This is a genomic window from Polaromonas sp., from assembly GCF_013817205.1.
In the GTDB taxonomy this organism is placed as follows: domain Bacteria; phylum Pseudomonadota; class Gammaproteobacteria; order Burkholderiales; family Burkholderiaceae_C; genus Polaromonas.
The window spans coordinates 16925-38452 of the sequence record NZ_JACDDD010000009.1; the positions used below are offsets into that span (position 1 = coordinate 16925).

The window sequence follows — 21528 nt, forward strand, 5'->3', positions numbered from 1 at the left end:
TCTACCGCATGCCGGTCTGTGCCAGCGCAGCCAGGCAGCGCTGCGGATCCGCGCGCGCCCGCGCGAGTTTCATCGGCGTCAGGACGTTGGGCGGTGCCGCCACATCCAGCGGCGCCCAGGGGTTGAAGCGCTCGGGGATCGTGACTGCGCCGCTGTACACCGCATAGCCGCCGGCAACCAGCGCAGCCCCCAGCAGCGCAAAGACCCAGCGACCCCAGCGGGGGCGGTTGGCAGGGGCAGGCGTATCAGAGGTGGCGTGCGGGCGCGGGGAAGGAGCCATGATTTGTTTACAGGCTTGCCGCGGCGCGGTGTTTGCCGACCAGACGCACGACGGTGTTCCAGTTTCTCGTGGTCACCGGGGCGCCGAGGAGCTTTTCCAGAAACGCATTGGGACTGCCCGGAGATTTGCCGATCAGGTGGCTGAGGCTCAGAACCTCGGTCGGGCTCACACGCAGGATGTTCACATCGCCACGGTTCGAGGCTTGCGGCCAGTCGGCCGGTGCGGCATATTTTTCGGGCAGAAAGGATATGCAGCGGGCGTAGACGCTGCCGGTTGCGACTGAGCGAAACGGCTGGCCGGCAACCAGGTCGGCCAGATCTTTCATCTCACGCAGATAAGCCGGTTCCCTGAGCCCGGATTCGTCCTGCAATATGCGGCAGGCTTGGGCCAGCACTTTGCGCGCTCCCGCCTTGCTGCCGGACGAAAAAACAAGCGTGCCATTGGTGAGGAACGACGCGGCGCTTCCAGCTGCGCCCCGGTCGGGCAGTTTGCGCGGCCCATGTTCAGGTTGCGGAAGAAGACGGCGTGTTTCATGGCCTGAAGGCGGCTGTTCTGTACGCAAGGGCCGAATACGGATGACCTGGCGAGTAGGGAAGGCTGGATCGGCGTGTGCCTGCGCCTTATCGCAGCACGTAACCGGCCAGAACACTTTGCACTTCATAAATGCTGAGCTTCTTGTTGAAGCGTTTCTGCACCGGCAGCGCCGTGCCGGAAATCCATATCTTCAGCTCGGCGTCGAGGTCGAGGTGGCCACCGGTCTCGACGCTGAAGTGTGTGATGCTTTTGTAGGGAATCGAGTGGTATTCGACCTTGCTGCCGGTCATGCCCTGTTTGTCCACCAGCACCAGTCGTTTGTTGGTGAACACAAAGTAGTCGCGCAGCAACTGGTAGGCATGTTCAACCTGCTCGCCCGTGGCCAGCACTTGGGCAAACTCCTGTTGAATCTTCGCCGCATCCACTTTGGACGCGTTGCCCATCATTCCGTCCAGCAAACCCATGATTATTCCTTTATAAAAGCTGAGGGCCATTGTGATGCCGGTGGCGGCGCAAGCTCGCAGCCGAGCGCCACCAGTGCCGTGCGCACATCAGCCGGGCTGCACACACACCGCCTGCAGTCCCGCAGCGCGCGCGCCGGCCACGTTGTCGGCCAGATCGTCAAAAAACAGGATGGATTGCACCGGCACGCCGATCGCATCGGCGATGTGCTCGAACGCGCGCCGCTCGGGCTTGCGCAGCCCGATGTCGGATGAGACAAAAATCCGGTCAACGGCTTGCACCACCGCCGGGTACATGCGGGACCAGGCCGCCTGGTGCACGCTGTTCGAGTTGCTGAAGGCGTAACAGGGCAGCTGGGCGCGGGCAGCCCGCACCAGCGCCAGTGTTTCACCGATCTCGCCGGTGAAGATGGCATTCCAGCCCTGGGCAACCGCCTCGTGGTCATCCTTCAACTGAAGTTGCTGGACGAGGTGCGCGAAGTAGTCCGAGGCACTGATCTCGCCGCGTTCGTGCTGTTCATAGGCCGCGTCAAAGCTGAACTTGTCCCGGATGCTTTCCAGCGACAGGGTGGAGAGCGTCTGCCAATGTTCGAAGGCGCGTTTGAAATCGATGTCGATCAGTACGCCGCCGAGGTCAAACAGCAGTGCCGGGACAGGGCTTGCCCGGGCGGGAAGGGCCTGTCTGCGCGTGTTGGGGTCTGACCTCATGGCGTCCGGGGCGATTTGTCCAGCAATTGCGTCATGAGCTGGATCTGCTCCTGCTGTATGCGCAGCAGTTCGCCCCATTGGCCCTCGCGCAGCAGGTCGACTTTTTCATGCAGCAGCATGATTTCGAGCTCGGCCTTGAGGTTGACCTCGTAATCGTGTGTGGCGACGAGCCGGTCTTTTTGGGCCTGGCGGTTTTGAGACATCAGGATGATGGGCGCCTGGATGGATGCCAGCATCGACAAAAACAGGTTGAGCAGGATGTAGGGGTAGGGGTCGAAGCTGCGGTCATAACGTGCCAGGATCACCGAATTGAGCACAACCCAGGCGACCAGCGTGGCACCGAACAGCATGATGAAGGTCCAGGACCCGCCGAAGCGCGCCACCGCATCAGCCGCGCACTGTCCGGCCGTGTTGGCGTCGTCGTCTGCCGTGTTGCGGGAGATATGCTGGCGCGCCGCGACATGGCGCGCCACCTTGCGGGCCGCCTCGTCCAGGGTGTCATACGGCATGCCCAGATGGCTGGCGATTTCTTCGGCTTGTTTCATGGGTCGTCCTCATGCGTGCGCGTGCAGGAAGGCACGCCCTGCAACGAGTTTATGCCCGCGGTGTTCCCTTACCCCGGGCTTTCGTCGAGCCCCGCCGCCAACGCGCTGCGTAACAAGGCGTTTCCGGGGTGGCGGATGACATGCGATGAAACCTGGTATTTGCATAATGGTCCAGCCCGCCCCGCTACAGTGCCTTGCCGGCGCTGGAGGCTCTTTCCCTTGTTTCAGGAGATTCCCATGGCCCAGTACAACATCGCCGTCGTCGTCGGCAGCATCCGCAAAGACTCCTTCAACCGCAAACTCGCCCGCGCGCTGGAAAAGCTGTTCCCGGCAGAGTTCAGCTTCACGCATGTGCGCATCGACGACCTGCCGCTGTACAACCAGGACGATGACGCCAGCCCGTGCGCCCCAGTCTCGCGCCTGAAGGGCGAGATCACGGCCGCGCAGGGCGTGCTGTTCCTCACGCCGGAATACAACCGCTCCATTCCAGGCGTTCTGAAAAACGCCATCGACCACGCGTCCCGCCCCTATGGCAAAAGCGTCTGGAACGGCAAGCCCGCCGGCGTCATCGGCGCCTCGGTCGGCCCGATTGGCACGGCGCTGGCGCAGCAGCACCTGCGCAACATTCTGGCCTACCTGAACACGCCGACGCTGGGCCAGCCCGAGGCCTTCATCCACAACAAGGAAGGCCTGTACGACGCGGACGGCAACATCGGTGAGGCCAGCAGAAAATTCCTGCAGTCCTGGGTCGACGCGTATGTGGCCTTTGTCAAAAACACTGTGAACGCCTAAGCCGTGGCTGCCGCGCCCGACCCGGCCAAGCCCGCAGCCGGCGGCGCTACGGACCAGCCGTCGCTGCACCGCGTGATGGGGCCGTGGCTGCTGCTGCTCTTCATCGTCGGCGACATCCTGGGCACGGGCATCTACGCCTTGACGGGCCAGGTCGCCAAACAGGTGGGCGGTGTGGTCTGGCTGCCGTTTCTGGTGGCCTTCGCGGTGGCCCTGATCACGGCTTTCAGTTATCTGGAGCTGGTCACCAAGTACCCGCGTGCGGCCGGCGCGGCCCTGTATGTGCACAAGGCTTTCGGCGTGCACTTCATCACTTTCATCGTCGCCTTTGCGGTGATGTGTTCTGGCATCACCTCGGCCTCTACCGCGTCGCGGGCGTTTGCGGCCAATCTGGCGGGCACCTTCGACCTGGACCTGGGCAGCGGCTTTGGCATCACGGCGGTGGGCCTGGGCTTCATGGCAGTGGTTGCGGCGGTGAACCTGCGCGGCATCGGTGAAAGTGTCAAAGCCAACGTGCTGCTGACCTGTGTGGAGCTGACCGGCCTCTTGATCATCATCTGCATCGGCTTCTGGGCCATAGGCACAGGGCAGGGCGACGTGGGGCGGGTGATGGAGTTCAAGGCCACGACGGACGGCGGCAGCGCCTTCTGGTCGGTGATTGCCGGCACCTCGCTGGCTTTTTTTGCGATGGTGGGTTTCGAGGACTCGGTCAACATGGCCGAGGAGAGCAAGGATCCGTCACGCATCTTCCCCAAGGTGCTGCTGGCCGGCCTGTTCATCACAGGGCTGGTGTATGTGCTGGTGTCCATTGCGGCGATCACGCTGGTGCCACCCGAAAAACTGGCCGAAGGCGAAACCCCGCTGCTGCAGGTGGTGCAGGCCGGCGCGCCCGGCTTTCCGGTTGAGCTGTTTGGCTTCATTACCATGTTTGCGGTGGCCAACAGCGCGCTGATCAACATGCTGATGGCCAGTCGGCTGGTCTACGGCATGAGCCGCGAAGGCGTGTTGCCGCCGCTGCTGGGCAGGGTGCATGCGGCGCGGCGCACACCTTATGTGGCGATTGCTTTCACCACCCTGCTGGCCTTCGGCCTCATCACCTTTGTAGGCGAAGTGCCGGCGCTGGGCGGGACCACGGCGCTGCTGCTGCTGCTGGTCTTCACCATCGTCAATATTGCCGTTCTGGTGCTGCGCAAGGACAAGGTCAGCCACAAGCACTTTCACGCGCCGCTGGTGTTGCCGGTGCTTGGCGCGCTGACTTGCGCTTTTCTGGTCGGGCCGTGGACCGGCCGGGACCCAGTGCAGTACACCATTGCCGCCGTGTTGCTGGGCTTAGGTGTGCTTCTGTGGGGTCTGACGCAGCTCTTTCCGCGCATCATGCGGCGCCGCACCGCAAGCACAGCCGACTAGGCTGCCAGTGCTGCAGTCGGCTGGTTGGCGGCCTGCGTGGCCAGCGCCTTGATCTCCAGATCAGCAGCGGCCAGGGCCGCAGCCTTGGCCGCTTCACCCATGGCCAGGCCCTCGGCGCGCACAAAACGCACGTCGGTGATGCCGAAGAAACCAAACACCACCTTGAGGTAGCTTTCCTGGTGCTCCATCGCATTGCCGGCTTCACTGGTGGAATACATGCCGCCACGGGTGGAAGCCACGATCACCGCCTTGCCACCGGCCAGGCCCACCGGGCCCTTGTCGGTGTACGAGAAGGTGCGCCCAACCTGCGCCACCCGGTCAATCCAGGCCTTGAGCTGGCTCGGGATGCTGAAGTTGTACATCGGCGCGCCGACCACGATCACGTCAGCCGCCAGGAATTGCGCCACCAGCGCTTCGGACACGGCGTTTTCACGCTGCTGCATCTCGCTCAGCGCGCTGCCGGCGGGCAGGCGAAAACCCAGCGATTCGGCCGAAAGATGGCTGGGCGCGTCGGCAGCCAGGTCCAGGTAGCTGATTTCGGTGCCAGGGTGGCTGGCGCGCCAGGAGGCGACGATCTGGGCGGTCAGCTGGCGCGAGACCGAGTTGCCGCCGAGGATGCTGGAGTCGATGTGAAGAAGCTTGCTCATGAGGGATTCCTTGAAGTTTTGTCGGTTGTTGGCCGGTTCACCTGAATCTCAGCCACGGATAGATTGTGTGGATGAGTCGATTGATTCATAAGTCGGCAAAATCGCGATACATTGTTCTATCAACAGGACAATAAAAGCTAACCATGCAGGATTTGAACGACATGCTGTATTTCGCCGAGGTGGTGGAGCGGGGCGGATTTGCCGCCGCCGGGCGCGCGCTGGGCTTGCCCAGATCGCGGCTGTCGCGGCGCGTGGCCGAGCTGGAGGCCAGACTTGGCGCCCGCCTGCTTCAGCGCACCACCCGCAAGCTGTCTCTGACCGAAGTCGGTGAGATTTATCTGCGGCACTGCAGCGCCATGCGCGACGAGGCGCTGGCGGCCGGCGAAGCGGTGGCGCAGCTGCAGGTCGAGCCGCGCGGCACCTTGCGCATCAGTTGCCCTGTGACGCTGGCGCAAAGCACCGTGGGTTATCTGGTGCCGCGCTTCATGGCGCTGTACCCGCTGGTCAAAATCGACATGCGCGTCACCAACCGGGTGGTAGACCTGGTGGAAGAAGGTGTAGACATTGCGCTGCGTGTGCGGACCACGCTGGACGACAGCGGCAGCCTGGTGGTTAAAAACCTGGGCGCCAGCACCGGCCAGCTACTGGCCAGCCCGGAGCTGCTGCGCCGGCAGGGCATGCCGGCAACACCCGAGGAGCTGAACAAACTCGACACCGTCGCCATGTCCTGGATCGACGGGCGCGCCGCCTGGACCTTGCTGGGCCCGGATGGCCGGGAGTTTGTGCTGCAGCATCAGCCGCGTTACGTGGCCGACGACCTGCTGACCCTGAAACTGGCCATGCTGGCCGGCACCGGCATGAGCTTTTTGCCCGACTCGCTGAGCGCGGCAGAGCGGCAGGCGCAATTGCTGGTGCCGGTGTTGCCAGGCTGGACCCTGCGCGCTGGCGTGGCCCATGCCGTCTTCCCTTCACGCCGCGGCCAAGTCCCGGCGGTGCGCAGCTTTCTGGACTTTCTCGGCGAGCACATGCGCGGGGAGATGCTGGTCTGAAGCCAGAAACGCTCCGTTTTTGATAGCTGCTTGAGCTTGCTGGACGAGGGCTGCAGGTTAATTGGCATATAAACCGAGGGGCGCCCAACGCTGGCCTCCGGCAGCCGCAGGGAGTGGATTTAGGGCAAATAAAAACAAACTTTGCCCACAGGGACTTAGGCCTCAGCCTACAAACTCGGATGCCGATTGACCGAGAAAATTTATTCAAAGTTTCTGCTTCAACTGATTACTTTTCTGGTGAAGCAAACTTTTTTAACTTTTTCTTTTTTTGTTCAACAATTTTTACCGGGAGTCCTTCATGTTTAAAACCACCCTTGCTGTAGCACTTGTTTCCGTAGGTGCATTGGGCCTGAGCGCCTGCGACGTCAAAAAAACCCAGGAAGGCAACATCACTGTGCCTAAAGTGGAGGTCACCAAGACCAAGGAAGGTGACATCACGCTGCCAAAATACGACGTCAAGACACCGGACGTTAGCGTGGGTACCACCGAGAAAACGGTGACGGTTCCAACCGTCAAGGTAGAAGAGAAAAAAATCGAAGTGCCTACCGTGACGGTGACACCCGCCAAGTAAATCCCGTCCTGGGTGATTCAAGCTGCCGCGCGGATTTTCCGTGGCGGCACTTTTTGTTTCAGCACGTCCGGCAAGCTGCCTGGCCTGACGCCAGGAGTTCATGCGCCCATTGGGAACTTATCAGCGCCTAAACTCACGAACATCGGACAATTACCGTTGAGATTCAAAGGACGCTGATGTTGTTGACGTATTTCGAAGCCGCGCCGCGCCGTGTGCTGGCCCTGGTATCCGTGGCCTGTGTTGCCATGCTGGCTTTTGGCCTCTACCTGCAGCATGTCGTCGGGCTGGAGCCTTGCCCCATGTGCATCGTGCAGCGTTATGCGCTGGCAGTGGTTGCCATTGTGGCCGGCGTGACGGCCTTCTTCAGCACCAAGTGGCTGGTTATGGCCGGCGCGGCCAAGACCATGCTTTTTGCCGGCTTTGGCGCATTTGTGGCGGCCCGCCAGAGCTGGCTGCAGTGGTACCCGCCCGAAGAGGCGTCCTGTGGGCGTGACTTTTACGGAATGATCGAGACCTTTCCGCTGCAGCGCGTGATCCCGATGATCTTCAAGGGCAGCGGCGACTGCACCAAGATCGACTGGGCTTTTCTGGGCCTGTCGATTGCCAACTGGTCGTTTCTTTGTTTTTCTGGCATTGCGCTGCTGATGCTGGTTTTGCTGGTGGTCCAGGCGCGCGGGGCGGGGCGCAGCAAGGCCTGAAAACTCGGGGGAACGGGCCGACAGCCCTGCGGCCCTCCGGTAGACGCCTTTTTTGTGAGGTGATGCCAAAAGCCTTGGGAGCCCGGCCCTTCCCTGAGCCGTGGAAAAGTGTGATACTGGATGAATACACAGTATTGTGACGCTTTTCAATCCTCGCCATGCCTGCTTTTTCTTCTGTATCCCCAGCTACTGCCTTGCCTGCAGGCGTCTGGTGCGCGGGCGAGCTGGGCAGCACGCGTGCACAGACTGTGGGCACAGGTTACCCGCCGCTTGACCGGGCACTGCCCGGCGGCGGCTGGCCGCAGGGGGCGCTGGTTGAAGTGCTGCAGCCGCAGGCCGGGCTGCATGAGTGGGGCTTGGTGGCACCGGCGCTGGCCGCCGTGCAGGCCGCAGCGCCCGGCAAACTGCTGGTGCTGGTGGGCGCCCCCTGCTTGCCTTTTGGTCCGGCGCTGGGTGCTCGCCAGCTCAAGCTGCAGCGCATGGTCTGTGTGCACAGCCAGGGGCCGGCGCTGCTGTGGGCCACGCGTGAAGCCCTGCAGTGCGCCGATGTCGCCGCCGTGCTGGCCTGGCTTCCCGATGCCCGCAGCGCGCACCTGCGCCGCCTGCAGATTGCCGCGCATGACCATGGCAAGTTGCTGTTTGTCTTCAGGCCGCCGCATGCGCAGCAGGAGTCTTCGCCGGCGCCGCTGCGCCTGCTGGTCGAGGGCGCGGCCGCTGAAGCCGGCCAGCTGCGCGTGCAGGTGCTCAAGCGGCGCGGCCCGCCGCTGGCGGCACCCCTGCTGCTCGACAGCCTGCCGCCCCGGCTGGCGGCGCTGCTAGCGGCCAGCCGTGAGCGCCTGCGCCGCCGCCGCGAGGAACTGGCGCCTTTGCCGCTGCCTCTCAACTCACCGGACAACCCCGTTCATGCGCTGCTGGATCGCATTGCACACCTCGATCACCACTGAGCCCGGTGCTGCTCTGGTGGACCAAGCCGACGCGCAACGCGCGGTGGCCAGCATGGCGCTGGGTTTCACGCCGCGCGTGACGCTGCTCGATGAAGCCGTTCTGATGGACGTGACCGGTAGCCTGCGCCTGTTCGGTGGCCTGGCGCGGCTGATGCAGCAACTGGAACAGCGCCTGCTTGCATTTTTTGAATCGAATCAGCCAGGAGCCTGTCAGGCTTGGAACGTCGAAAGCGAAAATCGGCCCCAGCGAGGACAGTTTTTGCCGGATTTGCAGGCCCATAGCCCAGCTATGGGACAAAAAGACGGTGAAAAATGGACCGCTGCGGTCGGTTTGCAGCCGACGCTTTCCAGGCTTGATAGGCTCCCTGCCCTTGTCCGGCGGGCGCAGGGCGCTACATCTTTAATAGCACTGGGGCGACTGCGGATGAAGCTGGAGCAAGGCGAAGGATTGCGGCAGCGGGTGGCCGAGTTGCCCATGCACAGCCTGAGCGCAGCGCGCCCGCATCTGGGCGTGCTGGAGCGCACCGGTTGCCGCAACTGGGGCGACCTGCTGCGCCTGCCGCGCGATGGCGTGGCCCGGCGCTTCGGCGCGGATCTGCTGCAGGCGCTGGACCGCGCCCGTGGCACGCTGGCCGACGAGTACGAATGGCTGGTGCTGCCCGAACACTTTGAAGAAAAAATCGAGCTCGATGCCCTGGTGATCCATGCGCCGGCGCTGATGGCCGGCGCCGAACGCCTGCTGGTCCGGCTGCAGGCCTGGCTGCTGGGCCGGCAAAGCGGCCTGAGTGCGCTGCGCCTGACCTGGCACCTGGACAAACGCAGGGACGTGCCGCCCACCGGCGAGATCGAGGTGCGCACGGCCCAGCCCGCGCAGGACTTGCGCCATGTGGCGCGCCTGCTGGGCGAACAGCTGGCGCAGCACAAGCTGCCGGCGCCGGTGCATTCGCTGAGCCTGCGCTCGCTGGTGACCGAGCCACTGGCCGATGCGGCCGCCGCCACCGCCAGCCTCTTGATGTCGGAACGCAAACAGGGCGACAGCGCGGTCGAGCTGATCGAGCGCCTGAGCGCGCGCCTGGGCCCGGCGCAGGTGTTGGCCTGGCAGCCCCAGGCCGACCACCGGCCCGAGCAGATGCAACGCTGGGTGCCGGCCCACTCCGCTATCAAATTGATAGCTAGTAGCGCAGATTCGACAAGGGCCAGAGGCCAAAAAGGCTTGAAAAATCCGGCATCTCCCGTGATTCGCAGCGAAGCGCTCTACCCGAGCTGGCTGCTGCCCGAACCACTGAAACTGGCCGTGTCTGGCAACAGCCCGGTCTACCAGGGCCGTCTGCAGCGCCTGGCCGGCCCGCAGCGGCTGGAGGCCAGCGGCTGGCTCGCGCCCAGCGAAGGCGCCTACCACGCGCACGCCGAACGCCAGGTGCCGCCGACCATGCGCGACTACTACATCTACCGCAGCGCTCAGGGCAGCCTGTTGTGGATTTACAGCGTGCGCCTGGCCTTGCCCGCCGCGCCCGCCAAGCCGGCGCTGCAACTGCGGCACGACTGGTATCTGCACGGTTTTTTTGCCTGAAGCGCCGCATGTTCTCCGACGCCCCGATTGAGTTCCTGCAGTTGCCCAACTATGCGGAGCTGCATGTACTGTCCAACTTCAGCTTCCAGCGCGGCGCCTCGCACGCACACGAGCTGGTGGAGCGCGCAGCAGAGCTGGGCTACCGTGCCATTGCCATCACCGACGAATGTTCCGTGGCCGGGGTGGTGAAGGCGCATGAAGCCGCACGGGTGCTGGGCATCCAGCTGCTGCCGGGCGCGGAGTTCCTGGTCAAGGCCGATGACGGCAAGCAGGCCTTCCGCCTGGTGGTGCTGCCGCACAATGCGGCCGGCTGGGGCAACCTGTGCGAGTTCATCACCACCGCGCGGCAGCTCGGTGACGGGACTGAAAAAGGCAGCTACCGCGTGGTCCTGGGTGAAACCGAATTTTCAGTGCTCACCGATTGCGAAGTCATGCTGTCACCCCTGCCCGATGCTATCGATACCGAAGCACTCTGCGCTTATGCCACCTGGGCTAACAACAATTTTGGTGCACATGCCTGGCTGGCGGTCGAACTGCTGCAGGGTCTGGACGACGCCTTGCGGCTGGCCCAGCTGCGCGAGGTGGCCCGGCGCAGTGGCATCGCGCTGGTGGCGGCCGGCCAGGTGCTGATGCATGTGCGTTCGCGCAAGCCGCTGCACGATGTGCTGACCGCAATCCGCCTGGGCTGCACGGTGCATGAATGCGGCTTTGAACTGCAGGCCAACGCCGAGGCGCATTTGCGCCAGCGCATGCGGCTGGCCGAGGTCTACCCGCGCGACCTGCTGCGCGCCACGGGGGTGGTCGCTGGCCGCTGCCACTTCAATCTTGATGAAATCCGCACGCTCTACCGTTACCCGGCAGACGACATCGTGCCGCGCGCCGAAACCCCTGCGCACTGCCTGCGGCGGCTGGCCTGGCAAGGCGCGCACAGGCGTTATCCGCAGGGCATTCCGCCCAGGATACGGCGGCAGGTGGGCAAGGAGCTGGCCCTGATTGAGGAGCTGGGCTACGAGATGTACTTCATCACGGTGCATGACATCGTGCGTTTTGCGCGCAGCCAGGCGATTCTTTGCCAGGGGCGCGGTTCCGCCGCCAATTCGGCGGTTTGTTATTGCCTGGAGGTCACCGCCATCGACCCCTCGCAAAGCAATCTGCTGTTCGAGCGTTTCATCAGCCGCGAACGCAGCGAACCGCCGGACATTGATGTGGACTTCGAGCATCAGCGGCGCGAGGAGGTGATCCAGTACATCTACGGCAAATACGGCCACGACCGCGCCGCGATTGCCGCCACCGTTATCAGCTACCGTTCACGCAGCGCGGTACGCGATGTGGGCAAGGCCTTGGGTATTGATCCCGACATTGTGGAGCTGTACGCCAAAGAACATTTCTGGTTCGACGGCAGCCGCGTGCTGGAAGAAAAAATCCGGGAGGCCGAGGCGCAGGACAACATCGGCCCAGTGCTGCAGTGGCTGGAACTCGCACGCCTGCTGATGGCGGTGTACCCCCAAGCCGAAGACGAGGTCGCCGACGCCGACGACGGCCAAAAGCGCAAAAAGCGCGAGAAGGCGCGCCCGGCCTTCCCGCGCCACCTGAGCCAGCATGTCGGCGGCTTTGTGCTGACCCAGGGAAAACTCACGCGGCTGGTGCCGGTGCAGCCGGCTTCGATGGTGGACCGCCGCATCATCCAGTGGGACAAGGACGACCTCGAAGCCATGGGCCTGATGAAGGTCGATGTGCTGGCGCTGGGCATGCTCTCGGCCATCCGGCGCTGCCTGGACCTGGTGAACCGTAGCCGTGGCAGCGACCTGGAAATGCACAAGCTGCCGCTGGAGGATGAGGAGACCTACGACATGATCTGCGCGGCCGACACCGTGGGTGTGTTCCAGATCGAGAGCCGCGCCCAGATGTCCATGCTGCCTCGCCTGCAGCCGCGCTGTTATTACGACCTGGTGGTCGAAGTCGCCATCGTGCGGCCCGGTCCCATCCAGGGCGGCATGGTGCACCCCTACCTGAAGGCGCGCGAGATCGAACGCGGCGGCGGCAAGGTGGTGGCCGACTACCCGGCGCTCAACCCCGCGCTGGAGCGCACCCTGGGCATTCCTATTTTTCAGGAACAGGTGATGCAGGTCGCCATGATCGCGGCCGACTTTACGCCCGGCGAGGCCGATGAATTGCGCCGCGCCATGGCCGCCTGGAAGCGCAAGGGCGGGGTGGACCGTTTCCGTGGCCGCCTGATCAACGCCATGGTGAAAAACGGCTACACGCCCGAGTTTGCCGAGCGCATTTTCAGCCAGATCCTGGGCTTTGGCGACTACGGCTTTCCTGAAAGCCATGCCGCCAGTTTTGCCAAGCTGGTCTATGTGAGTTGCTGGCTCAAGTGCCATGAGCCCGCCTGTTTCCTGGCGGCTTTGCTCAACTCGCAGCCCATGGGTTTTTATGCACCCTCACAACTGGTGCAGGACGCGCGCCGGCACGGCGTCGAGGTGCGGGCTGTCGACGTGATGCACAGCGAATGGGACTGCACGCTGGAGCCTTCTGAAAATCTTCCCCCGCCGGCTTATCCTGCCATCGCGGCAAACCAGCCCGCCGTTCGCCTGGGTCTGTGCCTGGTGGCGGGCTTGTCTGAAGCCGCTGCCGGGCGCATTGAAGAAGCTCGCGCGCAAGCACTGTTCACTTCCACCGAAGACCTGGTGTCGCGCGCGAAACTTGGCACCTTGGAGATCAACGCGCTGGCCGCTGCCGATGCCTTGCTGCCGCTGGCCGGCCACCGGCGCCAGCAGGTCTGGGAGGCGGCAGCGATCAAGTCCGCGCCCGGCCTGCTTAAGGCCGTGCCCATCCACGAGGCACCCTTGCTGCTGGCCGACACCCCCGAAGGCGAAAACATCCTGTTTGACTACAAGGCCACGGGTCTCACCCTGCGGCGCCACCCGCTGGCCCTGCTGCGGCAGGGGCTGGCCAGGCGCGGCCTGCTCAGTGCCAGTGAACTCAACGCCTTGCCCAATGGCCGCCAGGTGGCTGGCTGCGGCATTGTCACCGTGCGCCAGCAGCCGCAAACCGCCAACGGCACGATTTTTGTGACGCTGGAAGACGAAACTGGACCGGTCAACGTCATCGTCTGGAAATCATTACGTGAAAGCCAGCGCGCCGAGCTGCTGCACGCGCGTCTGCTGGCGGTGTTTGGCGTCTGGCAGCGCAGCGAGGAAAGCGGAACCGAGCCGGGTTACGGCGCGGTGCGCAACCTGGTGGCGCAGCGGCTGGAGGATTTGACGCCGCTGCTCGGGCGGCTGGGCACGTCCAGCCGGGATTTCCATTGAGCCCTGCCAGCCGCGTTGGGGCATAAAAATAGCCGTCAGCCCATGTCTGACGGGCGCAAGCGGCTATCAAAAAAGGAGCATCAGGGCAATTTTTGGGTAGCGGCCAGAAATTTTTCGCGCTCGGCCGCATGGTCGATTTCGCCGGCCAGCGCCTCGCGCAACGCCGCCAGTGAGGTGTGCCGGGCGATGTGCTTTTTGAGCAGCATTTTTGCCAGCGGGCCGATCACCTGGCTTAGCGCGCGTTCCAGATGCGTCAGTTGCGCTGCGCTAAACCAGGGCGAAGACAGGGGCGCGGAGCGCCCGCTGATGCTACCGCTGATGGTTCCACTGTGCGATGGGCTGACGGGGTGACTCAGGTCCGGATGCGAGCGGTTTGATGCGTCAGGCCGCCCGCCGAATGCCGGCATGCCCACGGGCTGGGTTTTCTGGCCTTTCGGGTGGAGGAACGCCTCGCGCGCCTTCGGGTCCGGGATCGACACTGCCAGCAGCTTGCGCAGGCCCTGGGCACCGACGCTGCGTGGCAGCGCCTTTTTGACCAGCACCTTGGCCAGAGGCCCGATGCTGTGCGCCAGTTCCGACTCAATATCGACCAACACCTCCGGCGTCAGCGAGGAGAGCGTGGCATAAGAGGCGGTGTTGGCAAATTCACTGTTGTGGGCATTGGCCTGCGCCGGTCGCGCTTGCGGCTCCATGACGGCATAAATTTCGTGCGAGCGCAGGTGTTTGTCCAGATGTGGTCCCATGGGGCTGAACAAGCCGTTGGCGTTGTCGGTGATGCGCGAAATCACATCGTAATAGGCACGCGACACCACAATCTGGTTGGGCTGGGCAAAGTCCGTGATGCGCTGAGCCACATTGATGCCGTCGCCGAGCACATTGGCCTGCTGGTTGACGTCGAACACGAGGCGTATCGGTCCCAGATGCACACCGATACGCACCGACACCATTTGCCCGTATTTCTGCAACAAGAGGCTGCGCAGCAGCAGCGCCGACTGCAGCGCTTCCTCCGGGTCGCCCAGGAAGCAGGTGGCGGCCCCGTCACTGGTGTCGATCACGATGCGCGATGCCTGGGGCACCCCCATGAGTGCCTTGTCGAGGAGTTCGTTGAAGCGCTGCTTGAGCGTCGCCTGCTGGGCGACCGGGTGCCGTGAGTAAGCCACCAGGTTCAGGGACATCACGGTGCCCAGCACATTCTTGCGCCCGTGCTCGGCGCTGCCTCCTGGCGTGGCCTGGGCGCTGGCGGCAAAGGCCAGCACGTCGCTGGCAGGACCGGGCCGGGTGTCGCCGGGCGGTGACACGCCAGCCGCCGACAGGCCGGTGGCTGCGCGCTCGGCCGCCAGCAGCGCGGCGCGCAACTCGGCCACACACTGAGGCCGGCGTTTTTCGTCGGGAGCCATGGCCCAGTCGATAGCGCGCAACAAGCCCGGGCCAAAGACGGCTGCATTGCCGATCGCCTGCGCCGCCAGCAGGCTGTCGTCCTGCACGCGCGCAGCCGACTCCAAGGGTTTTTCGCCGGTGACCATCCAGTACATCACCGCGCCCAGCGAGTAGATGTCGCTCCAGGGGCCCTGGTGGCCCTTGCTGTGGTACTGCTCGAAGGGTGCAAACCCCGGGCTCACGATGTTGGTTAGGTCGCGCCCACCGGTGGTGCGGCGTGCGGCGCCAAAGTCGAGCAGCACCGGCGTGCCGTCGGCGCGGATGTAGATGTTGTCGGGCTTGATGTCGCGGTGCAGAAAGTCCAGCTTGTGCACGGCTTCCAGTCCATCGAGCAGCGGGTAAATCACCTTGAGCAGCGCTGCCTGGTCCAGTGGCGGCTGGCGCGCCAGCCAGCGTTTGAGCGGGTCGCCCGACTCGTACTCCATGACGATATAGGCGGTGCCGTTGTCGCGGAAGTAGCGCAGCACGCGCGCAATGTTGGGGTGGCGAAACGAGGCCAGCGCGCGAGCCTCGTCGAGAAAACGCTCCAGCCCCCAATTGAACTGCTGCTCGGCGTCCGGCGCGCGCACATGCACGGTGTGGTCGGCCGCCCTGACCGTGAGCTCGCCGGGAAAGTATTCCTTGAGCGCGACCGGTAGTTCCAGATTGATGTCGCGCGCCAGGTAGGTGATGCCAAAGCCACCGCCACCGAGAGTTTTTTCAATGCGGTATTCGAACACCTTGTGCCCGGCGGGCAGGGCGGCCTCATCCACGCCGGGTGCGTTCGGAGGGCTGCGGGGGGCCACCGGCCCGGGTGTCATGGTTCTGCCACCATCAGTTCCCGTCGCGCTCTATCATCTGCATGGCTTTTTCAAGGCTGCGGCGCATTCGGTTGAAGGAGCTGCCGAGCACCGAGACCTCATCACGGCCGGCATCGGAAAATTCGGGTACATCGAAGTCGCCGTTGCTGATCTTGTCAGCCGCCTGTGACATGTTACGGATAGGCCGCACGATCAGCCAGCTCAGCATCAGGTTCAGTACGATGAAGACGACGCCGAACACACCGGCCAGCGAGGCCATGAAGGTTTTGAGGGCGCGGTCGGCATTCTGGATGGGAATGTCCATGGGCACGGTCACCACCTGGGCGCCGACGATCTCATTGTGCTTCCAGCCAAAGCCGTTGGCCGCGCCGTAGATTTTGATCATGCTGGCGGGTGCTGCGGCCGGCACGCTGTGGCATTGCAGGCATGCGGCATTGGTGATCTGGATCGGCTTGGCGATGTAGAGGATGCGGCCAGTGCCGCCGCTGCGCTCGGACACCAGTTCCTTGGATTCACTGTTTTGCCTGAACTGGTGGACGATGTCGGCTTCCCAGTCGGTGGCGCGGTGGCGGGGGTTGGTCGGGTTGAGCGTGGCTTCCCTGTAGCCGAAGTCGCGATATTTTTTCTGGATGTGGTTCAGGGTTTCGGTGGCGGCGTAGGCCGGCACGGTTTGCGGCAGGAAAACTGCCTCGAGCTGTTTGTCCAGGTGTGGCTTGACCTGTTCCACGGTGTAGCTGCGAACAGCCAGCGCTGTGTCCATCATCAAGCGGGCATTGCGCAGCACCTCTTCACGTGCGTTGTCCTGAAGCAGTTGTCGCGAGATCAAGCCCGTGGCCGCAAAGCCGGCCAGGAACACCGTGATCAGCACCAGATTGAATTTGAGCCGCAGTCCCATGCGAGCACCCTTGTAAGCCTTTTGTTACCATTCTAGACTTCCGTCTGTGCCGTCTGTCCCGAGCCTGCCTCCTGCTGTCAGGTCGGGGGCAGCAATGATAATCCTTCCATGTCCTCCTCTCCCAAAGTTCTGTTTGGCTTTCATGCCGTTGGGGTGCGCCTCAAAACCGCGCCCCAATCCGTTTTTGAGGTGTTTTTCGACGCCTCGCGCCGTGACGCACGCATGCGCCAGTTCATGGACCGCGCCCGGGAGGCGGGCGTGCGCCTGATTGAGTCCGACGGGCTGCGCCTGGCCAAGATGTGCGGCAGCCACGGCCACCAGGGCGTGGTCGCGCGGGTTGACCCGCTGGCGCAGGTGAAATCGCTGGACGAACTGCTCGAGCAGCTGGAAGCGGCGTCGGACCAGCCGCCCCTACTGCTGGTGCTCGACGGCGTGACCGATCCGCACAACCTGGGCGCCTGCCTGCGTGTGGCTGATGGCGCCGGGGCCCATGCGGTGATTGCACCCAAGGACCATGCGGCAGGTATCAACGCCACGGTTGCCAAGGTGGCCAGCGGCGCTGCCGAAACCATGCCTTACTTCATGGTGACGAATCTGGCGCGAACCCTGGGCGAGCTCAAGGAGCGCAACATCTGGTGCATTGGCACCAGTGACGATGCGCCCCGAACGATTTACGACGTCAAGTTGACCGGGCCGGTGGCCTTGGTGCTGGGTGCCGAAGGCGAGGGCATGCGCCAGCTCACGCGCAAGACCTGTGATGAACTGGTCAGCATTCCCATGCGCGGCGCGGTCGAGAGCCTGAACGTCTCGGTGGCCAGCGGCGTGTGTCTGTACGAGGCCTTGCGCCAGCGGACAGTCTGAAGGCCTGCGCGGCACTCAGTCACGGTAGCGCAAGGTCTGCGCGGACCAACTGGGTCCTGGGCGCGATGCCGACCGGGCGGCCATGCGGTTGGGCTCAGGCGAGCTCGTAAAACTGCATCACCACGCGGTCGGGGTGGCGGACGCCGCTGCCGGCAAACATGCGTTCGGTGATCCAGGCCAGGGCCGGCGACGCCGTTTCAAAACTGGGCGAGCAGCGAAAGTAGATTTGCGCCGGATCGACCGGCTCGCCGCGTACCAGCTTGGCCATCAGCGCCGCCGGGCCGGAACGGACAGCGCGATTGCGCACGTAAATCATGTCGCCACCGTCGGTCTCCATCAGGTAGCGCGCATCGAGCTCGGCGAGCCGGTCGCTCACCAGCAGCTGGAAGTCGGCGCCACCCGCCAGCACGCGCGCGGTCCAGCCATGGCCGGTGGCTTCGCCGCCAAGGATGGGAATCAGCCGGCGCCGGCCTCGCATGGTCTGGCCGACTTCCTGCGCCTGGCCGACCTGCACGGAAACGTCGGCGAAATGGACGAGCTGAGGTGGGGTGGGCGCGTTCATGTTGCTTAGAACAGGTAGCCGCCCACCCGCTGAAGCAGTGATTCGGCTTCAGCATAACGTCCAAGCCCCTGTAACACGCGGGCCATGGCCAGGTCGCTGCGCACGATCAGGTCCGTCGCGATGGCGGTGCTTTCCGCGGGGCTCAGGCCGGACGTGGCCTGCGCCATTTTCCGGTAACGCTCGGCACGGGCCGGCAGGCCGCCGTTGGCGTACAGCAGGGCGAGTTGGGTCAGTGCCTGCGCTTTTTCGAGCCCCGACTTGCTTTCGAGCTGCGACTGCAGGCTGGTCGTCATGGCATCCATTTGCTCCTGGGCTGCGGCGTCGCCGAGTTGTGCAATGCTGCGCAGCCAGGTCGCCCGTTCCGCCAGATTGCCGTTCTTGCCGGCTTGCGTCAGCGCGGCGTCAAGACGTTGCAGGGCCTTGTCGGCCTGTCCCAGCTGAAGCTGGACTTGGTGATCCACCGCGTAAAGGCGCAGTTGCGCCCAGGGATCTGCCGCTTGCTTGATCAGGTCTTCGATCTGCGCCGCGCTGGCCTGTGCTTTAGACCACATGCCCGCCCGTGCCCGCGCGGCGGTTTCATTGGAAAAAACTTCCGCCATGGAGACCGCCAGATCACCCAGCACTGCATTGGGCTGGCCGACGCCGGTTACCGACTTCAGAGATTCGGCCGCAAGCGACAGGAAGGCGCGCGGCACCTCCGGCGGCAACTGGCCGCCGCGGCTCAGGATAACGGCCGTTTGTCCCAACAATTGGGTGCGTTCGGCAGGGTCAGCCACCGCGAGTATTTTTGTTTTCAGGTCTTCGACAGCTTTGCCTGGCGCACCGGCTTCCCGGCGCTGGATCGCCCAGGCCATGGATCTTGTCTCGGCACTTCGCAGGGCGGCCGCTGCCGCAGGCTCGGCCACCGGATCGACCGAGGCCATGGCCGCCTTCAGCACGCCCCGGGCGCGTGCTGACTGTCCCAACTCGGCCAAGGTGCGGGCAAATTCGGCCGTCAGCACGAGTTTGGTCTGTTTGGACACCGTAGGGGTGGCGTCGGTCGAGGCGCCGCCTGTCGGGCCAGCGGCCGAACCCTGGGTGGCAGTGCCGGAAGCACCTGCTGCCGAATCGATTTTGCTGTCCATGCCGCCTGCGCCGCCTCCAGGCGCGCCGGCTGCCTTGCCGCCCGTGGCCCCGCCTGCAAGTGCCCGTTCAGCCGTGGTGTTGCCGACGGATTTGCCCAGCACATTGGCGGCAGCGACGGCCTGTTCGAGCGTTAATCCCTTGGCGCCAACGCGTTTGCCGCCTATGGCCTGCATCATGGGATCATCAACGTCGGGGTCCCCGGTTGCGTTCGCAGTGGCAGTTGCATCCGCGCCTGCGCCACCTCCGGCCCCGCCTGCGGCCTCACCGCCCTGTGTGGCTTTATCCAGGCTTTGAGCGGTCATGGCGGCCGGGGCTCCGTCCTTGGCTTTGGCGCTGGTGCCTATGAAGGGAAGCCCCTCTGTCGAGAAGCCCCGGCCACCCATGAATGCCAGCGCCACCAGGCCCAGCAGTCCGACGGCCTTGAACAGGCGCGCCGACCCCGGGAACAGGCCCGGTTTTTCCCGCTTGATGCCATATTCCTTTTCGAGCTCTTCGCGAACTTTTGCACGCACCGACGCTTCCATGAGTTCGCGTGCACGCTTGTCGCTTTCTTTCGCCGATTTGGCCTGGGCGAATTCGATCTTGCCGCGCTCCTGCTCCAGCAGCTTGCGCCTGAGCAGGAATTCGTCGGTGACCTTGTCCACAAAAATACCGCAAGCCGGGCACTGTCGGTTTTCGGGCAACACCACACGTGTATTGCAGGCAGGGCAGGCAAAGGTGCCGTCATAACTGCCTGCCAATGCCGTCTGAATTGTCAGCAGCGGGGTGACGGTCACCAGCAGCCCGGCCTTGGTGAACTGTTGCTTGGCCAGGTCGGCCTTTTCACGGGTGACGCCCGATCCAATTTTTGCCTGGGGCGACCCCTGAAGCACCTGCATCAGGCGCTCGATCCGGTCGGGCGCAATGCCCGCGACATCACGCGCCAGCCGCTCGATTTCAGCAAGCCGGGCGCCCGGCGGCACATTGATCATCACATCAAAAAGCGGGATGGTCGATTCGATGGCTTTTTCAGCAGGTTCAGACATTCCGGATTCTTGTGGGAGTGAGGCTAAAACCATTGTATCTATGTGTATCTGCATGTTCAGGATGGAGGCGTCATGTTTTACCCTGCTGTCAGTGCGATGCCGGACAGGCTAACTCGGCTGGTTAAACCAAGCCAAACCATCCGAGCAGTGCGCCCGCGCCCAGCAGCCACAGCAGGTGCAAGCGGGTGCGCCAGACGATGGCTGCCGTGACAGCCGCCAGCAGGGGCACGCGCCAGTCGCTGAGGCTGTGGACGCTGGCACCAGCCAGAATCCAGCCGGTGGCGATCAACAAGGCGATCACGATGGGTGCCATGCCTTGCTTGAATGCTCGCACCCAGCGCAGGTTGCGGTTGCGGTGGCCCCAACTGGCGGCCAGGTAGGTGAGGGTGGTGCTGGGCAGCATGATGCCCAGCATGGTGACCAGCACGCCGACCAGGCCCACCATCGGGCCGCCAGCGTTCAGGCCTACGTGCCAGCCCATCAGTGCCACAAACAACACATTGGGTCCTGGCGCGGCCTGCGCGATCGCGACCGAGGCGTTGAACTGAGAGGCGCTCAGCCAGTGGTGATCGTCCACGAGGTAACGGTGCATGTCTGGCGCGGTGGTGATGGCGCCGCCCACCGACAGCAGCGACAAAATCATGAAGTGACCGAACAGCGCCAGCCAGTCGCTCCATTGCAAAGTGATGTCCATCGGTCCGGCCTTTATCGGTCCAGTTTTTGGTAGGTCAGGGTGCAGGCGGCGACCCCAAGGCCCAGCAGCACGTAGAGGAGGGGCAGGCGCAGCAGCGCGATGCCGGTAAAGCACAACAAGGCCAGCGCAGTGCACAGCGGCAGGCCGAGCGGGTGGCTTTTCAGTGCCCCCATCAGCTTGAGCCCGGTAGCAGCAATCAGGCCGGCGGCCACCGCACCCATGCCGCGCAGCGCCCCCGCCACCCCCGGATGTCCGGCGAACTGCGCATATACCAGCGCCAGCATCAGCACCACCAGCAAGGGGACGGTCAGCATGCCAGCAAGCGCGGCCATGGCGCCGCGCAGGCCGAAATAGCGGTGACCAATCATCAGCGAAAGGTTGACCACATTGGGGCCGGGCATGATCTGCGCCACGGCCCATTCCTCGACAAACTCCTCGCGCGTCATCCAGCGTTTTTTCTCGACCAGCTCGCGCTGCACCACGGCCAGCACGCCGCCGAAGCCCTGCAGCGCCAGCAGGGTGAAGGAGACAAACAGGTCAGTCAGGGATTGGGGTTGCGGACGGGGTTCGTCTTCGTCGGTGGGCGCGGCGGTCATGGGTGGATTATCGCCG

Annotated in this window: 21 protein-coding genes; 9 read left to right on the top strand and 12 right to left on the bottom strand. The window is 64.0% G+C overall.

Annotated features, from left to right (window positions below; all coding sequences use genetic code 11):
• Position 1: 1 nt before the first annotated feature.
• From H0W47_RS03660 to H0W47_RS03680, 5 genes are all read right to left on the bottom strand, one after another.
• Complete coding sequence (locus tag H0W47_RS03660) at positions 2-280, bottom strand: hypothetical protein (protein ID WP_296920884.1); 279 nt, start codon at positions 278-280, stop codon at positions 2-4.
• A gap of 7 nt (positions 281-287) precedes the next feature.
• The gene (locus tag H0W47_RS03665) at positions 288-941 is read right to left on the bottom strand and encodes a DUF1697 domain-containing protein (RefSeq protein WP_296920887.1); all 654 of its coding nucleotides are present in this window, start codon (positions 939-941) and stop codon (positions 288-290) included.
• Positions 901-1278: a PH domain-containing protein gene (locus tag H0W47_RS03670; RefSeq protein ID WP_296920890.1), complete on the bottom strand. Its 378-nt coding sequence runs from the start codon at positions 1276-1278 to the stop codon at positions 901-903. Before H0W47_RS03670 ends, H0W47_RS03665 begins: the two co-directional genes overlap by 41 nt.
• Positions 1279-1365: 87 nt before the next feature.
• Positions 1366-1983: an HAD-IA family hydrolase gene (locus H0W47_RS03675; protein ID WP_296920893.1), complete on the bottom strand. Its 618-nt coding sequence runs from the start codon at positions 1981-1983 to the stop codon at positions 1366-1368.
• The gene (locus H0W47_RS03680) at positions 1980-2528 is read right to left on the bottom strand and encodes a DUF1003 domain-containing protein (protein ID WP_296920896.1); all 549 of its coding nucleotides are present in this window, start codon (positions 2526-2528) and stop codon (positions 1980-1982) included. Before H0W47_RS03680 ends, H0W47_RS03675 begins: the two co-directional genes overlap by 4 nt.
• 237 nt (positions 2529-2765) lie before the next feature.
• Between H0W47_RS03680 and H0W47_RS03685 the strand changes: the two genes are divergently transcribed.
• The gene (locus H0W47_RS03685) at positions 2766-3320 is read left to right on the top strand and encodes an NADPH-dependent FMN reductase (protein WP_296920899.1); all 555 of its coding nucleotides are present in this window, start codon (positions 2766-2768) and stop codon (positions 3318-3320) included.
• A 3-nt stretch (positions 3321-3323) separates the two neighbouring features.
• Positions 3324-4724 (top strand): APC family permease, encoded by a 1401-nt coding sequence (locus H0W47_RS03690; protein ID WP_296920901.1) that lies wholly within the window; start codon positions 3324-3326, stop codon positions 4722-4724.
• Here H0W47_RS03690 and H0W47_RS03695 read toward each other — a convergent pair.
• Positions 4721-5371, bottom strand: coding sequence for an NAD(P)H-dependent oxidoreductase (locus H0W47_RS03695; RefSeq protein ID WP_296920904.1), 651 nt, complete (start codon positions 5369-5371; stop codon positions 4721-4723). The genes H0W47_RS03690 and H0W47_RS03695 overlap by 4 nt on opposite strands.
• A 143-nt stretch (positions 5372-5514) precedes the next feature.
• Here H0W47_RS03695 and H0W47_RS03700 point away from each other — a divergent pair, with 143 nt between their 5' ends.
• From H0W47_RS03700 to H0W47_RS03725, 6 genes are all read left to right on the top strand, one after another.
• Positions 5515-6420 carry a LysR substrate-binding domain-containing protein gene (locus H0W47_RS03700; protein ID WP_296920907.1) on the top strand — a complete coding sequence of 302 codons (906 nt, stop codon included), beginning with the start codon at positions 5515-5517 and terminating at the stop codon, positions 6418-6420.
• A 298-nt stretch (positions 6421-6718) separates the two neighbouring features.
• The gene (locus H0W47_RS03705) at positions 6719-6991 is read left to right on the top strand and encodes a hypothetical protein (protein ID WP_296920912.1); all 273 of its coding nucleotides are present in this window, start codon (positions 6719-6721) and stop codon (positions 6989-6991) included.
• Positions 6992-7167: 176 nt separating this feature from the next.
• Complete coding sequence (locus tag H0W47_RS03710) at positions 7168-7689, top strand: disulfide bond formation protein B (protein WP_296920915.1); 522 nt, start codon at positions 7168-7170, stop codon at positions 7687-7689.
• Between the two features lie 158 nt (positions 7690-7847).
• The gene (gene imuA, locus H0W47_RS03715) at positions 7848-8633 is read left to right on the top strand and encodes a translesion DNA synthesis-associated protein ImuA (protein ID WP_296920918.1); all 786 of its coding nucleotides are present in this window, start codon (positions 7848-7850) and stop codon (positions 8631-8633) included.
• Positions 8593-10203, top strand: coding sequence for a DNA polymerase Y family protein (locus H0W47_RS03720; protein ID WP_296920920.1), 1611 nt, complete (start codon positions 8593-8595; stop codon positions 10201-10203). Before imuA ends, H0W47_RS03720 begins: the two co-directional genes overlap by 41 nt.
• An 8-nt stretch (positions 10204-10211) precedes the next feature.
• Entirely contained in the window at positions 10212-13517 is a 3306-nt protein-coding gene (locus H0W47_RS03725) for an error-prone DNA polymerase (RefSeq protein WP_296920923.1), read from the top strand.
• Between the two features lie 80 nt (positions 13518-13597).
• Here H0W47_RS03725 and H0W47_RS03730 read toward each other — a convergent pair whose 3' ends face one another.
• Both H0W47_RS03730 and H0W47_RS03735 read right to left on the bottom strand, forming a co-directional pair.
• On the bottom strand, positions 13598-15754 hold the full coding sequence (locus H0W47_RS03730) for a protein kinase (RefSeq protein WP_296920925.1): 2157 nt from the start codon (positions 15752-15754) through the stop codon (positions 13598-13600).
• 13 nt (positions 15755-15767) lie between these two features.
• Positions 15768-16649 carry a DUF3365 domain-containing protein gene (locus tag H0W47_RS03735; RefSeq protein ID WP_296920927.1) on the bottom strand — a complete coding sequence of 294 codons (882 nt, stop codon included), beginning with the start codon at positions 16647-16649 and terminating at the stop codon, positions 15768-15770.
• Between the two features lie 108 nt (positions 16650-16757).
• Here H0W47_RS03735 and rlmB point away from each other — a divergent pair, with 108 nt between their 5' ends.
• On the top strand, positions 16758-17510 hold the full coding sequence (gene rlmB / locus H0W47_RS03740) for a 23S rRNA (guanosine(2251)-2'-O)-methyltransferase RlmB (RefSeq protein ID WP_296920929.1): 753 nt from the start codon (positions 16758-16760) through the stop codon (positions 17508-17510).
• 94 nt (positions 17511-17604) lie between these two features.
• Here the strand turns inward: rlmB and H0W47_RS03745 are convergent, their stop codons facing one another.
• The 4 genes from H0W47_RS03745 to H0W47_RS03760 all read right to left on the bottom strand — a co-directional run bounded on the left by H0W47_RS03745 (position 17605) and on the right by H0W47_RS03760 (position 21512).
• Positions 17605-18072 (bottom strand): DUF3237 domain-containing protein, encoded by a 468-nt coding sequence (locus H0W47_RS03745; protein WP_296920931.1) that lies wholly within the window; start codon positions 18070-18072, stop codon positions 17605-17607.
• Positions 18073-18077: 5 nt separating this feature from the next.
• Positions 18078-20222 carry a hypothetical protein gene (locus H0W47_RS03750; RefSeq protein WP_296920933.1) on the bottom strand — a complete coding sequence of 715 codons (2145 nt, stop codon included), beginning with the start codon at positions 20220-20222 and terminating at the stop codon, positions 18078-18080.
• A gap of 121 nt (positions 20223-20343) precedes the next feature.
• Positions 20344-20916 carry a chromate transporter gene (locus H0W47_RS03755; protein ID WP_296920935.1) on the bottom strand — a complete coding sequence of 191 codons (573 nt, stop codon included), beginning with the start codon at positions 20914-20916 and terminating at the stop codon, positions 20344-20346.
• Positions 20917-20927: 11 nt separating this feature from the next.
• Complete coding sequence (locus tag H0W47_RS03760) at positions 20928-21512, bottom strand: chromate transporter (protein WP_296920938.1); 585 nt, start codon at positions 21510-21512, stop codon at positions 20928-20930.
• Positions 21513-21528 lie beyond the last annotated feature (16 nt).

Excerpts from the sequence above, each read along its gene's own strand:
- H0W47_RS03660 (WP_296920884.1), bottom strand. The coding sequence starts at position 280 with ATGGCTCCTTCCCCGCGCCCGCACGCCACCTCTGATACGCCTGCCCCT.
- H0W47_RS03665 (WP_296920887.1), bottom strand. The coding sequence starts at position 941 with ATGAAGTGCAAAGTGTTCTGGCCGGTTACGTGCTGCGATAAGGCGCAG.
- H0W47_RS03670 (WP_296920890.1), bottom strand. The coding sequence starts at position 1,278 with ATGGGTTTGCTGGACGGAATGATGGGCAACGCGTCCAAAGTGGATGCG.
- H0W47_RS03675 (WP_296920893.1), bottom strand. The coding sequence starts at position 1,983 with ATGAGGTCAGACCCCAACACGCGCAGACAGGCCCTTCCCGCCCGGGCA.
- H0W47_RS03680 (WP_296920896.1), bottom strand. The coding sequence starts at position 2,528 with ATGAAACAAGCCGAAGAAATCGCCAGCCATCTGGGCATGCCGTATGAC.
- H0W47_RS03685 (WP_296920899.1), top strand. The coding sequence starts at position 2,766 with ATGGCCCAGTACAACATCGCCGTCGTCGTCGGCAGCATCCGCAAAGAC.
- H0W47_RS03695 (WP_296920904.1), bottom strand. The coding sequence starts at position 5,371 with ATGAGCAAGCTTCTTCACATCGACTCCAGCATCCTCGGCGGCAACTCG.
- H0W47_RS03700 (WP_296920907.1), top strand. The coding sequence starts at position 5,515 with ATGCAGGATTTGAACGACATGCTGTATTTCGCCGAGGTGGTGGAGCGG.
- H0W47_RS03705 (WP_296920912.1), top strand. The coding sequence starts at position 6,719 with ATGTTTAAAACCACCCTTGCTGTAGCACTTGTTTCCGTAGGTGCATTG.
- H0W47_RS03710 (WP_296920915.1), top strand. The coding sequence starts at position 7,168 with ATGTTGTTGACGTATTTCGAAGCCGCGCCGCGCCGTGTGCTGGCCCTG.
- imuA (WP_296920918.1), top strand. The coding sequence starts at position 7,848 with ATGCCTGCTTTTTCTTCTGTATCCCCAGCTACTGCCTTGCCTGCAGGC.
- H0W47_RS03720 (WP_296920920.1), top strand. The coding sequence starts at position 8,593 with ATGCGCTGCTGGATCGCATTGCACACCTCGATCACCACTGAGCCCGGT.
- H0W47_RS03725 (WP_296920923.1), top strand. The coding sequence starts at position 10,212 with ATGTTCTCCGACGCCCCGATTGAGTTCCTGCAGTTGCCCAACTATGCG.
- H0W47_RS03730 (WP_296920925.1), bottom strand. The coding sequence starts at position 15,754 with ATGACACCCGGGCCGGTGGCCCCCCGCAGCCCTCCGAACGCACCCGGC.
- H0W47_RS03735 (WP_296920927.1), bottom strand. The coding sequence starts at position 16,649 with ATGGGACTGCGGCTCAAATTCAATCTGGTGCTGATCACGGTGTTCCTG.
- rlmB (WP_296920929.1), top strand. The coding sequence starts at position 16,758 with ATGTCCTCCTCTCCCAAAGTTCTGTTTGGCTTTCATGCCGTTGGGGTG.
- H0W47_RS03745 (WP_296920931.1), bottom strand. The coding sequence starts at position 18,072 with ATGAACGCGCCCACCCCACCTCAGCTCGTCCATTTCGCCGACGTTTCC.
- H0W47_RS03750 (WP_296920933.1), bottom strand. The coding sequence starts at position 20,222 with ATGTCTGAACCTGCTGAAAAAGCCATCGAATCGACCATCCCGCTTTTT.
- H0W47_RS03755 (WP_296920935.1), bottom strand. The coding sequence starts at position 20,916 with ATGGACATCACTTTGCAATGGAGCGACTGGCTGGCGCTGTTCGGTCAC.
- H0W47_RS03760 (WP_296920938.1), bottom strand. The coding sequence starts at position 21,512 with ATGACCGCCGCGCCCACCGACGAAGACGAACCCCGTCCGCAACCCCAA.